The organism is uncultured Mucilaginibacter sp. (genome assembly GCF_903913935.1).
Taxonomy (GTDB): domain Bacteria; phylum Bacteroidota; class Bacteroidia; order Sphingobacteriales; family Sphingobacteriaceae; genus Mucilaginibacter.
This window is the reverse complement of the sequence record NZ_CAIWNH010000343.1, coordinates 1-10,646: the sequence shown is the minus strand read 5'-3', so window position 1 is coordinate 10,646 and position 10,646 is coordinate 1. Positions and strand designations below refer to the sequence as shown.

16 protein-coding genes are annotated in these 10,646 nt (G+C 43.0%); 11 read left to right on the top strand and 5 right to left on the bottom strand.

Going from position 1 to position 10,646, the window contains the following annotated elements; translation table 11 throughout:
- Positions 1-264 precede the first annotated feature (264 nt).
- From QZY09_RS13485 to QZY09_RS13460, 6 genes are all read left to right on the top strand, one after another.
- Entirely contained in the window at positions 265-1,062 is a 798-nt protein-coding gene (locus QZY09_RS13485) for a zinc-dependent peptidase (protein ID WP_295673174.1), read from the top strand.
- Between the two features lie 118 nt (positions 1,063-1,180).
- Complete coding sequence (locus tag QZY09_RS13480; RefSeq protein WP_295673172.1) at positions 1,181-1,759, top strand: alkylphosphonate utilization protein; 579 nt, start codon at positions 1,181-1,183, stop codon at positions 1,757-1,759.
- A gap of 111 nt (positions 1,760-1,870) precedes the next feature.
- The gene (locus QZY09_RS13475) at positions 1,871-2,473 is read left to right on the top strand and encodes a trans-aconitate 2-methyltransferase (RefSeq protein ID WP_295673170.1); all 603 of its coding nucleotides are present in this window, start codon (positions 1,871-1,873) and stop codon (positions 2,471-2,473) included.
- Positions 2,474-2,699: 226 nt separating this feature from the next.
- On the top strand, positions 2,700-2,891 hold the full coding sequence (locus QZY09_RS13470; RefSeq protein WP_096353200.1) for a cold-shock protein: 192 nt from the start codon (positions 2,700-2,702) through the stop codon (positions 2,889-2,891).
- A 6-nt stretch (positions 2,892-2,897) separates the two neighbouring features.
- The gene (locus QZY09_RS13465) at positions 2,898-3,347 is read left to right on the top strand and encodes a cold-shock protein (protein ID WP_295673167.1); all 450 of its coding nucleotides are present in this window, start codon (positions 2,898-2,900) and stop codon (positions 3,345-3,347) included.
- 2 nt (positions 3,348-3,349) lie between these two features.
- Positions 3,350-3,589, top strand: a complete 240-nt coding sequence (locus QZY09_RS13460) for a hypothetical protein (protein ID WP_295673165.1) — start codon at positions 3,350-3,352, stop codon at positions 3,587-3,589.
- Positions 3,590-3,690: 101 nt separating this feature from the next.
- Here the strand turns inward: QZY09_RS13460 and QZY09_RS13455 are convergent, their stop codons facing one another.
- Positions 3,691-3,939 (bottom strand): hypothetical protein, encoded by a 249-nt coding sequence (locus QZY09_RS13455; protein WP_295673163.1) that lies wholly within the window; start codon positions 3,937-3,939, stop codon positions 3,691-3,693.
- A gap of 104 nt (positions 3,940-4,043) precedes the next feature.
- Between QZY09_RS13455 and QZY09_RS13450 the strand changes: the two genes are divergently transcribed.
- Positions 4,044-4,637, top strand: a complete 594-nt coding sequence (locus tag QZY09_RS13450; RefSeq protein ID WP_295673161.1) for a 2OG-Fe(II) oxygenase — start codon at positions 4,044-4,046, stop codon at positions 4,635-4,637.
- A gap of 11 nt (positions 4,638-4,648) precedes the next feature.
- Here the strand turns inward: QZY09_RS13450 and QZY09_RS13445 are convergent, their stop codons facing one another.
- Positions 4,649-5,767, bottom strand: coding sequence for a Gfo/Idh/MocA family oxidoreductase (locus QZY09_RS13445; protein WP_295673159.1), 1,119 nt, complete (start codon positions 5,765-5,767; stop codon positions 4,649-4,651).
- Positions 5,768-5,966: 199 nt separating this feature from the next.
- Between QZY09_RS13445 and QZY09_RS13440 the strand changes: the two genes are divergently transcribed.
- From QZY09_RS13440 to QZY09_RS13425, 4 genes are all read left to right on the top strand, one after another.
- On the top strand, positions 5,967-7,460 hold the full coding sequence (locus tag QZY09_RS13440; RefSeq protein ID WP_295673158.1) for a TonB-dependent receptor: 1,494 nt from the start codon (positions 5,967-5,969) through the stop codon (positions 7,458-7,460).
- A gap of 101 nt (positions 7,461-7,561) precedes the next feature.
- On the top strand, positions 7,562-7,765 hold the full coding sequence (locus QZY09_RS13435) for a hypothetical protein (RefSeq protein WP_295673157.1): 204 nt from the start codon (positions 7,562-7,564) through the stop codon (positions 7,763-7,765).
- On the top strand, positions 7,762-8,196 hold the full coding sequence (locus tag QZY09_RS13430) for a PIN domain-containing protein (protein ID WP_295673155.1): 435 nt from the start codon (positions 7,762-7,764) through the stop codon (positions 8,194-8,196). The genes QZY09_RS13435 and QZY09_RS13430 overlap by 4 nt, the downstream gene beginning before the upstream one ends.
- A gap of 165 nt (positions 8,197-8,361) precedes the next feature.
- The gene (locus QZY09_RS13425; protein ID WP_295673153.1) at positions 8,362-8,748 is read left to right on the top strand and encodes a hypothetical protein; all 387 of its coding nucleotides are present in this window, start codon (positions 8,362-8,364) and stop codon (positions 8,746-8,748) included.
- A gap of 180 nt (positions 8,749-8,928) precedes the next feature.
- On the opposite strand, the gene QZY09_RS13420 is transcribed toward QZY09_RS13425, so the two are convergent.
- The 3 genes from QZY09_RS13420 to QZY09_RS13410 form a co-directional block, all read right to left on the bottom strand.
- A complete protein-coding gene (locus QZY09_RS13420; protein WP_295673151.1) occupies positions 8,929-9,810 on the bottom strand; it encodes a TIM barrel protein in 882 nt (293 codons plus the stop codon).
- Between the two features lie 36 nt (positions 9,811-9,846).
- Positions 9,847-10,308 carry a VOC family protein gene (locus QZY09_RS13415; protein WP_295673150.1) on the bottom strand — a complete coding sequence of 154 codons (462 nt, stop codon included), beginning with the start codon at positions 10,306-10,308 and terminating at the stop codon, positions 9,847-9,849.
- A gap of 157 nt (positions 10,309-10,465) precedes the next feature.
- On the bottom strand, positions 10,466-10,646 hold a 181-nt coding region (locus tag QZY09_RS13410), incomplete at its 5' end, for an aldo/keto reductase (protein WP_295673148.1).

The following is a 10,646-nucleotide window of genomic DNA, read 5'->3' as shown; positions in this document are numbered from 1 at the left end:
TGGTTTTGGGAGCACATGGTGCGCGGACAATGACTGTCTTTTTAATTGCATAACGAGATCGTGCCTTTTAACTTGAACCAGCTATAAGTAATCCTGTAGTTTTCCCACTTCCCTTCAGTTTACTTTACTACGCCAGCAAGATTTGAAATGAAAATCTATGGCAAAATATAAGGTTACTTTTGGATAATTGCTATTCATTTCTTTTTCAACACCGGTTTACCTGTTTTTGGCGAACAGTTATCGATTTTAAATGTATATATGTAAATGGCTATATTAATCATCTCTATCCTGTGCGCCAGCGTTGTTTACTTTTTCTTTAGGAAAAACCGGCTTTCGCGCTTAACAAACGCCGAAAAACTGCCCAATGCATTAAAAATAATTCTGAATACCCGGGTGCCATACTATCAAAAGCTTGATAAAGCAGATAAAGGGCGGTTTGAAATACAGGTAAATGATTTTTTAAAATATGTAAGGATAGAGGGCGTGGGCACAACCTTGACGGATATTGACCGTGCATTGATAGCGTCAAGCGGTGTAATACCCATTTTTGGCTTCCCTGGCTGGAAATATAATAACCTTACCAACATCATACTTTACCCTGATACCTTTGATCAGGAGTTCCAGTTTGAAGGAGAAAACCGAAATATTATGGGCATGGTAGGTTCCGGTTATATGAACGGCCAGATGCTGCTCTCCAGGGCTGCGTTACTAAAGGGTTTTTCCAGCTCTTCGGGCAAGGGAAACACGGCTATTCATGAATTTGTGCATTTACTTGATAAATCCGACGGAGAGACCGATGGCGTGCCTGAAAATCTGCTGCCGCATCAATATACGGTACCCTGGCTTAAAATGATGCATCAGGAAATGCATCGGATCGAAGCTGGTAAATCAGATATTGACGTTTACGCATCCACCAACGAAACAGAATTCTTAGCGGTAGCCGCTGAATATTTTTTTGAAAAGCCGGATCAACTGAAACATAAACATCCTGAAATTTACGACTTATTGAGCCAAATGTTTGGGCAGGACCCCGCATTGCCTGTTTCCTCGCCTTTAGCCTGACGCTGATAAGAGAATGCCATATTTTACACCAGGGGAAAAATAAATAACGCTGGCCGGGGGCGTTTCATTCCCGCAACTCTGCTCAAAAAGCTTAGCTTTGCGCCTTTCAAAATTTAATATGACAAGCTCCTTACTCGTGGCACGCAGCGGAAATGCCTGCGAACTTTGCCATTCAAAAACTGATCTATCTGTTTATGCCGTACCTCCCGCTAATCACCCCGATAACGGGATAATGATCTGCAGTACATGCCTGGCACAACTCAGCAACACCGCTGAACCGGATGCCAAATACTGGCGTTTTTTAACTGAAGCCATGTGGAGCGCAGTGCCTGCAGTACAAGTAGTGGCGTGGCGTTTGCTGTCGCGCTTAAAAAATGAGGGATGGGCTGCAGAAAACCTGGATATGCTTTACCTTGACGAAGAAACCCTGGCATGGGCAAAAGCGGTTGCCGTAGATGATACCTCTGCAGAAGCAGAAGCAGTACATAGGGATAGCCTTGGGGCCGAATTGCAAACCGGCGATACGGTGGTATTGACCCGGTCGCTTGACGTAAAAGGCAGTTCGCTTAACGCCAAAATGGGAACCGTTGTAAAGAATATCCGGCTGGTAACTGACAACACCGACCAGGTTGAAGGAAAAATAGAGGGCCAGCAAATTGTGATCCTTACAAAATACCTGCGCAAGCAAAAGGCCTAGTCTTTAGCCAAAAGTCTTGAGTCGAAAGTCCTGAGTCAGAAAAGAGCAACTGATTTTAGATTCAGGACTATAGGCCCCGATAGTGTAATTCGTTTTTTAACTTTACCTGTAATGAACCCATTAACTGATCCGGCAGCAATTATTAATTATCACCGGATGATGGTGGGTACCTACGGCCCGCAAAGCAGCCTTGCTTTGGGCTGGCGCGATATGGAGAGCCAATTGGTGCGTTTTGAAGCGCTTGCGGGGATTGCCGATATGAGCGAATGCAGCGTGCTTGACACCGGTTGCGGTTACGGCGACCTGCTCCCGTACCTAACTGCGCGCTATGGCCCGCTGAATTATACAGGGATTGAGCAGATCCCGGAGTTTTTGGATGAAGCCAATAAACGTCATGGAGACCAGGAACACGCCGTTTTTATCAACGGCAATTTTGCATTGATAGACCTGCCCAAGGCTGATTACGTGCTGGCAAGCGGTTCATTAAATTACCACAGCGAAGATCCTGATTTTATTTTTCGGGTAATTGCAAAGCTATATAGCGCGTGCCGGCGCGGCTTTGCCTTTAATCTATTAAGGGCTATTGTGCCAAACGGATTGCTGGTTGCTTATAACAGCGAAAAGATAATGGCCTGCTGCCGTTCGCTTTGCCCCAACGTGAAACTGGTGAGCGACTATGCTGAAGAGGATTTTACCATTTATATGCTGCGCTGATTAAACGCTTTTCGCCGTATTTTAAGCTTTTTTACTGGAAACCTTGTATCCCTTGATTTTATTTCAGAAAAAAAAATCAATTAAAGTTACACAGATTATTGGCTGCTATCCTGCCGGAACGCATTTTCCTGATATACAATGGCCAAACTGCCGGGATATACAAATTTTGCGAAAAACAAATACACCAATAATTAAATGTATATTGCGGCCATACATAAAAACAATCATGGCAACAGGAACAGTAAAATTTTTTAATGAGTCAAAAGGCTTCGGCTTTATTACACCAACAAGCGGTGGCAAAGAAGTATTCGTACACGTTACCGGGCTGATCGATCAGATCCGCGAAAACGATGAAGTAACTTACGAAGTAGAAGAAGGAAAAAAAGGCCCAAGTGCCGTTAAAGTTAAAATAGCTTAATACGCATTGGCAAGATCGACAGAAACTTTTAGTAAAAAGGAAAAAGAAAAAGCCCGTTTAAAGAAGGCCAAAGAGAAAAAGGAAAAAGCCGAAGACCGCAAAGCAAATGGCGGCAAGGGCAAAAGCCTTGAAGATATGATGGCTTATATTGACGAGTATGGAAATATTACGTCAACTCCTCCCGATCCGTCAAGGAAAATAAAGATCAATTCTGAAGATATCCAGGTAAGTGTAGCGCGGCAGGAAGACCTGCCGCACGACACTATCCGGAACGGTACGGTAACGTTTTTTAACGAAGCGAAAGGCTACGGCTTTATCAAGGATTTGCAAACACAGGAAAGTATTTTTGTGCATATCAACGCCTTAACTGAGCCATTAAAGGAAAACAACCTGGTCACTTTTGAAACAGAGCAGGGCCCTAAAGGATTATCGGCCATTAAGGTTAAAAAGAAATAATTATGGTCGCCAAAACAACAGCTACAGCAATTCAAAAGGAAAATTTCAAACTCAGATTTGCTGAGATCATTAAAAACAATTCAAATCTCAAGGATAAGTATACCATCCAGTTTTTTGAAACTGCTCAAAAAAGCAATTACGTTTTTTACGGTTTGAACGGGAAAACTATAAATATTTTGTTGGCCCTGACTTTAGAGGAAGCAGAAAAGTATAAAACCCTGAAATTCGACTGGCAGAATTAAGCAAAAGTTTTATGGCGACTGGTAATGTGCTATTTGCCGCTAAAAGCCACAATAAGCCTTTCAGCATTGCTGGAGGGCTTTTTTATTGAATTAGCTTTTACTCAATAAAATTCGCCGATAATCCTTTGGCCAATTTCATTTACCAATTCTGAATCAACAAATTTGCTGTCAGTTACAAACCAGGTGTGCCGCCCGTAACCCACTTTAATATGGCCAAACAGTTTCCCGTTTGCAAGTACCGCAAAGCGGTCTTCTGCAGGAACAATGGTTAAGTCCATATTGTTTCCTTTATACATTGCCGGAAAAGTAAACTCCTCGTGTTTGGCATAAATTGTTCTTGTGTTAACCATATTTGGTTAAACGAAGTTCAGCAGAATAAGTTTTGGATTTTTAATTAAAAATTAAGGCTACCTTCACCAAAAGCGCATCAGTATCTTTTAGTACGGCGCGGATATTGAACAACAACTTTGACGAACTGATTGTTAGCTTTATGGCTGACCAATGCGGTATTTCCGGAAACTTTTTGAGTGAGGGCTTGGCTTTGCGCCTTGCTGCCAACCTTAAAAATCTTTTTACCGGCGGCCTGCTCAATCCTGCGGGTACTGGTAATGAAACGCTTGCTGTTTTTAACAGGTCAGTACGCGGCGATCAGATCTACTGGCTGGACCGCGGGCACAATGACATTACAGAAAACGATTTTTTCGACCTTATGGACGGCTTTGTCGCGCATCTAAATACAACTTGTTACACGGGGATCACCGGGTACGAATTTCATTACACATTGTATGAAACAGGTGCCTTCTACAAAAAACACCTTGATCAATTTAAAACCAACAGCAGCAGGCAATTCTCCATGGTAATGTACCTGAACCCCGGCTGGATTGCTGCCGACGGCGGCGAGTTGTGCATCTATCCCAAAGGCATCGCGCAATTAATCGCGCCCATGAATGGGACAAGTGTATTTTTCAAAAGCAACGAGCTGGAGCACGAGGTTTTGATAACGCATAAACCAAGGATGAGTATTACCGGTTGGTTGAAAAGGGATTAAGTTGTGCCTGCTTACAACTTCACTTCTACCTTCTCCCCTGTTTTCGCAGCCTGGTAAATCGCGTCGATCAGTTTCAAATCTTTTACAGCCTCATCGCCATCAATGGGCACCACCGGTTGTTTACCCTCAAAAATAATTGCAGCCATTTCATCCATTTGAACTGTTTGGTGCGTGGTGATGGGTTGAATTAATTCACCTTTATGGGTACGGCCCATAATGGGGCCATAGCCTGTAGAGGGCTGCATGTCTGCAAAACCATCCGTCCCGTCAAGGAAAAACCGGTCGAGGTTGTTCATAGCGTATGTTGACAGGCAGGATGCTGTAGCCCCGCTGGGGAAGCCAAACTGAAATTGGATGGTTTCATCAATGCCCTCCTTGAATTTTACGCGATCGGTTTTAGTCTCTTGCGCGGTAACCCAAATGGGGTCCTCCCCTATCATATAACGGGAGCCGTTGATGGCGTAAATACCGATATCCATCATGGAGCCGCCACCTGATAATTGTTTATTTAAACGCCATTGGGTAGGGTCGCCAATGGTAAATCCGCACAATCCCTGGAAGAATTTAATCTTACCAAATTCGCCCGCTTTCCGCATCCTGATCACTTCGAGCGTTTTAGGTTCAAAGTGCATGCGGTAGCCCACCAGCAGTTTTACACCGGCAGCTTTACATGCATCAACCATCTCCTGCCCTTCCTTTGCATTTATCGCCATGGGCTTTTCGCAAATGGCATGTTTACCGGCCTTAGCCACGCGGATCACCTCATCGTGGTGCAGGCCGTTGGGAGTGATCACATACACAGCGTCGATGTCGGGATTATTTTTTATCGCGTCAAAATTTTCATAGTTATAACAATTCTTTGCGGGAATATCATACCTGCTTTGCCAGGTTTTTATTTTTGACGGTGTACCGCTGATAACCCCCACCAGCTTTGCTTTTTTACAGCTGCGCATGGCCTCTGCAACCCGTTCGCCATAACTACCGAGCCCCATAATGGCCACACGTAATATTGGCCCTTCATAATCAACATTTCCAATGGATGTACTTTCTGCCCATCCTGCAATGGGCGCCAGCTGCAGGGCAAGGGCCGTTACCCCTAATTTCTGTAAAAAGTTACGTCGTGAATTCATATCCGGTTACTGGTGCGTTTAATTGTTGTTTACAATTTAAACATTTTCAACCAATAACACCCTGCGCAACAAATATTTTGCATTCGTGCAGGCTGGTACAATAAATTGCATGCAATTCTGCCGCCTGTTTCCCTAAAAATCTGTATTTTTGCGCTTCTCCTTAGTTCATGATCGTGGCAACTAAAACAACAGAAATTCAATGAGCAGTATCCATCATAAAGATATCGGGACCAAACAAAAAGCGCTTGCCATTAATCTCAATCCTCAAATTTATGGCTCTTTTGCCGAGATCGGCGCGGGGCAGGATGTGGCGGCTAATTTTTTTAAGGCCGGGGCCTCGTCTGGAACTATAGCCAAAACTATGTCTGCCTATGACATGACCTTTTCTGATGCCATCTACGGCGTGCAAACCATAAAGCGTTATGTAAGCGAGAACCGCCTGATCTCAATGCTCGATCATGAATATGGCCTGCTGATAGAACGCCTGGGCGTACAGCGCGGAGAATCGACTACTTTTTTTGCTTTTGCAGATACCGTATCGGCGCTTAATTATCATAAAACAAACGATGGCCATGGCTGGATGGGTGTTCGTTTTCAATTGGAACCCAACGGCCCTTTTAATGATGTGGTGCTGCACGTTAAATTACTGGATTATGATAATAACATGCAGCAACAGGCTGTTGGTGTACTTGGTGTTAACCTGATATATGCCTGTTTTTACTACCACCACATACCACCCATATTTTTGCTTTCGCTGATGGACGACCTCAGCAGCGACAGAATCCAGATCGATATGATCCGTTTTGAAGGCCCGGATTTCAGTAACGTGGATAACCGGCTGATGAGTTTGCACCTGGTGAAATATGGATTTTCAGACGCGGCTGTATTCGGGCCGGACGGTAAAAACCAGCAGCCAAGTGAGGTATTGCATAAAAAACATACCGTGGTGATCCGCGGGCGTTTCCGGCCGCTCATCAATGTACATCTGGATATGCTGAACAACGGTGTTAAACAATTTATGCAGGAACCTGACGTGGATAAGTCGAATGTGATCGTGATCACAGAGCTTACCCTGCAGGCGCTTAAAGAGCGGGACGCTGACCATACCGCTGATATTGATGAAAAGGATTTTCTTGAACGCGTGGATATACTTTGCAGCCACGGTCAAACCGTACTGATCTCCAATTTTCACGAATATTATAAACTCGTGGCCTACCTGTCAAAAATCACCAAACTAAAGCTGGGTGTGGTAATGGGCTACCCTAACCTGGAGTACATTTTCTCTGAAGAGCATTACAACGACCTGCAGGGCGGCATCCTGGAATCATTTGCCACCCTGTTTAGCCGCAAGGTGAAGCTGTTTATCTACCCTACCCTGCGCGATGGCGTCATCCTGAACTGTTTGAAGTTTAACCCGCCCGCCCATTTAATGGATCTTTACCGTTACCTGATCGCCAATAACAAAATTGAAGACATCAGGCATTACAACGAAAACAACCTGAGCGTACAAACCGATAAAGTGCTGCAACTGATTAAGCAAGGCGCCGAAGGCTGGGAACAATACGTACCCGCCGAAGTAGCTACCATGATCAAAGATCGCTGCCTGTTTGGCTATGCCTGCGATGTGGAACCGGCTAAGGAAAGTGTGAAAGCCGCAAATAACGGTGATGGGATTGTGGTGGGTAAGGGGTAGGAAGATTATTGCTTCAAAAAATAATGAATATTGAATATTGAATATTGAATTCCGAATTTCGATTTGCATATTCGATACTAAATTTTTAGTATTTTTGTTATATGGTGATAGAAAGAACACATGATGAGATCATATTCCGGTTGCCCGCAGATATTGATACTGCAGGTTTTCAACGCATCGTAAACTACCTTAAATATAAGGAAGCTATCAGAAAAAGCGAAGGCACCGACGAGCAGGCCAACCAATTGGCAGATGAATCCAAAAAGCGCTGGTGGGCAGAAAATAAAGGGAAATTTATAAAGTGAAGTTAATAGTTGATACTAATATAGTATTTAGTACTCTATTAAATCCCTATTCAGCTATCGGGGAAATCCTGATGAATATACAGGATGAATTTACATTCTTTGCGCCCGAGCTCCTCAAGGAGGAACTAAAAAGATACGAACCCAAAATAGCCGCCTATTCTAAACTCAACCCGAAAAGTTTATCCGACATTGAAGCGTTGGTTTTATCGACCATAAATTTTGTTTCTGAAGAATTAATAAGCGAACAGTCCTGGGTTAAGGCATTTGCTTTGACAAAAGATATTGATGAAGACGATACGCCTTTTATTGCGCTTGGAATTGAACTTGATGCAAAATTATGGACAGGTGATAAAATTCTTTCCAAGGGTTTGGCAAAAAAAGGAGCAGATATTATCATTACAACCACTGATTTGAAAAAAATAACGAAATAAAGTTTCCGGAATGTCATGGAATAAACACCCTTTCCAAACGCTATTAAACTTTCTATATAAAGTCGGCCAGTGATGTTATTTAAATGCGACATGTAAAGTATATTCGAAGTTGAAAATTACGAACATCTATCGATACCAATAAACTAAACTTAATATTACCAAATCATGCCTAAAACCTATCCTGATTTATTTTTTGAAACAGTCGTTACGAAGTCATTGATCGCATTCCCATTTCTTCTTATTGTTTTCTATTGCTATGGAGTTAATCATGAACACGGGGATGTTAACGCCGGATTAATGTACCCAACCGCTTTTTTAATTCATATCGCACTGGTTTGCTTTGTAACGTATAGTATTTATTTTTTTGTCGATAAGTTCACCTATAGAAAACGGATCAATCCTGTTAAGAATTTTGTCCATCTGATACTTGCTGCAAGTTTGTTATTTACACGCGAAAATGTTATTTTAATATTGGTAATATTGACGCTACCAACCCTTTTAGTAATAAATCTTATTACTTGGCTCATCACCTATCCGACAGGTAAAAATTAAAGTTTATAGTTGTTAAATCCGATTCAATACACTTCGCCCAATACAATCAATTCCAAATTATTAGCAGTCTATTTCTACATTATAATAAAAAGCTGATAGGTAATAGCAAAAGTCACTCTAAAAAAAAGACCGAACTTTCCAGCCCGGCCTCAGTTGATTGTATTGATTTTTGTGAGATACTTAAACTAAATTACTTTTGATATAATTGATGCTTTGGGTAATGCTGTCGTAAGGTTCGCCGGGGCATTTGTCTTCTTCAACGAAGAAATATTTCAAGCCGGCTTTTTTGGCATGGGTAAAGATCTTTTTAAAGTCGATGATACCATTACCAACTTCCGTAAACATCCGGTTGGTGGTTTTGTCCATGTCTTTTATATGCCATAGCGGGAAACGGCCCGGGTGTTCGTTGATGAGGGCAATCGGATCCTGGTTGGCCTTGGTTACCCAGTACATATCCATTTCCATTTTAACCAGGTCCTTATCGGTATTGGCCAGTAGGGTTTCATAGGGATATTTACCGTCCTGCTGTATAAATTCAAAGTCGTGGTTGTGGTAGCAAAGTTGAATGCCCGCTTTTTTACTGATCTCGCCGGCTTTGTTAAAATCATCGGCTACCTGTTTGTAATGGTCAAGTGTTCCGCGTTCATTAGGGGAAAGAAAGGCGCAAACCATGTATTTTAAACCAATGGCAGCGCCATCCTCCACTGCTTTGTCCCATCCGTTCAGTATTGTGCCTGGCTGCATTTGCCCGTTCACTTTTTCTTCGCCGAGGCGGTAATGGCAGCTTGGCATCACCAGGCCATTTTGCTTTAACATGGCCGCGAAATCATTGGTGGCCACATTATAAAACTTGCCCGGTCCACTATAGGTACCTTCCACCGAAGTATAGCCGATCTGTGCTACTTTGGCTAAAGTGGCGCCAGCATCCTGCTGCATATGATCGCGCACGGTGTATAATTGCAGGCCGATGTATTTTTTATCGTAAGCAAATAATTTCGGGCCCATTAATAGTCCGGCAGAAAGTACCGCCGACGTTTTGAGGAATGATCTTCTCGTTGTCATAGCTTTATGGATTGGAATGTTTTTAATTTGGATGGTTTAAAATTTATCGTCATTAACTTCTATCCAGATATTGTCCGGGTCCTGCAGGTATACCTGTTTAACGCCATCCGGCCTTAATTGCGGATTTTTGGAATCCTGTTTCCAGTTGCCGTATTTCACCTGCATTTCGTCCAGATGTTTGGTAAAATCCGCAAGGTTGGGCACCGTGTAGGCAAAATGCGAGTTGATATCATGGTCTGTCACTGCAGCGGCTCCCTGGATCAGGTGCAGCTGGGAATGTTCGCCGGTGCGCAGCCAAACATGTTTACCGTCATGAAAAGGCTCCGGAATTACCGGCAGCATCATTACATTTTCATAAAAGTCCGCACTTTTTTTAAGGTCCTTTACATACAATGCAACATGGTCTGACGTCGGGCTTGCCTGCGCAAATGCACCGATTGCCATTCCGCTCAACAGCATAAGGGAAAAAAATTTAAAAACTATCGATTTTTTTATCATGGTTTTAATTGTTACTCGCTTCCTTGCGCTCCTTGCGTTTTTCTTTGTGTTCCTTGTGGTAAAAAGTCAACCACTAAGGGCACTAAGAATTCACTAAGACCACTATGAAAAATCGCTTATCTCCCACCCTAACCAAACAGGCGGGCAGGGCGAGGCTTTACTTCAAAATTGCATTTATCCTATTCAGCTCATCCTCACTAAAGGTGGTATTTTTGATACAACCGATAGAGTCCGTTACCTGTTCGGGCCTGCTGGCGCCAATAAGTACAGATGTAACCCTTTTATCCTTCAAGATCCACGAAAGCGCAAATTGTGCAAGGTTTTGCCCGCGTTCGTTG

Excerpts from the sequence above, each read along its gene's own strand:
- QZY09_RS13460 (WP_295673165.1), top strand. The coding sequence starts at position 3,350 with ATGGTCGCCAAAACAACAGCTACAGCAATTCAAAAGGAAAATTTCAAA.
- QZY09_RS13455 (WP_295673163.1), bottom strand. The coding sequence starts at position 3,939 with ATGGTTAACACAAGAACAATTTATGCCAAACACGAGGAGTTTACTTTT.
- QZY09_RS13415 (WP_295673150.1), bottom strand. The coding sequence starts at position 10,308 with ATGATAAAAAAATCGATAGTTTTTAAATTTTTTTCCCTTATGCTGTTG.
- QZY09_RS13420 (WP_295673151.1), bottom strand. The coding sequence starts at position 9,810 with ATGACAACGAGAAGATCATTCCTCAAAACGTCGGCGGTACTTTCTGCC.
- QZY09_RS13440 (WP_295673158.1), top strand. The coding sequence starts at position 5,967 with ATGAGCAGTATCCATCATAAAGATATCGGGACCAAACAAAAAGCGCTT.
- QZY09_RS13445 (WP_295673159.1), bottom strand. The coding sequence starts at position 5,767 with ATGAATTCACGACGTAACTTTTTACAGAAATTAGGGGTAACGGCCCTT.
- QZY09_RS13480 (WP_295673172.1), top strand. The coding sequence starts at position 1,181 with ATGACAAGCTCCTTACTCGTGGCACGCAGCGGAAATGCCTGCGAACTT.
- QZY09_RS13485 (WP_295673174.1), top strand. The coding sequence starts at position 265 with ATGGCTATATTAATCATCTCTATCCTGTGCGCCAGCGTTGTTTACTTT.
- QZY09_RS13475 (WP_295673170.1), top strand. The coding sequence starts at position 1,871 with ATGAACCCATTAACTGATCCGGCAGCAATTATTAATTATCACCGGATG.
- QZY09_RS13435 (WP_295673157.1), top strand. The coding sequence starts at position 7,562 with ATGGTGATAGAAAGAACACATGATGAGATCATATTCCGGTTGCCCGCA.
- QZY09_RS13470 (WP_096353200.1), top strand. The coding sequence starts at position 2,700 with ATGGCAACAGGAACAGTAAAATTTTTTAATGAGTCAAAAGGCTTCGGC.
- QZY09_RS13425 (WP_295673153.1), top strand. The coding sequence starts at position 8,362 with ATGCCTAAAACCTATCCTGATTTATTTTTTGAAACAGTCGTTACGAAG.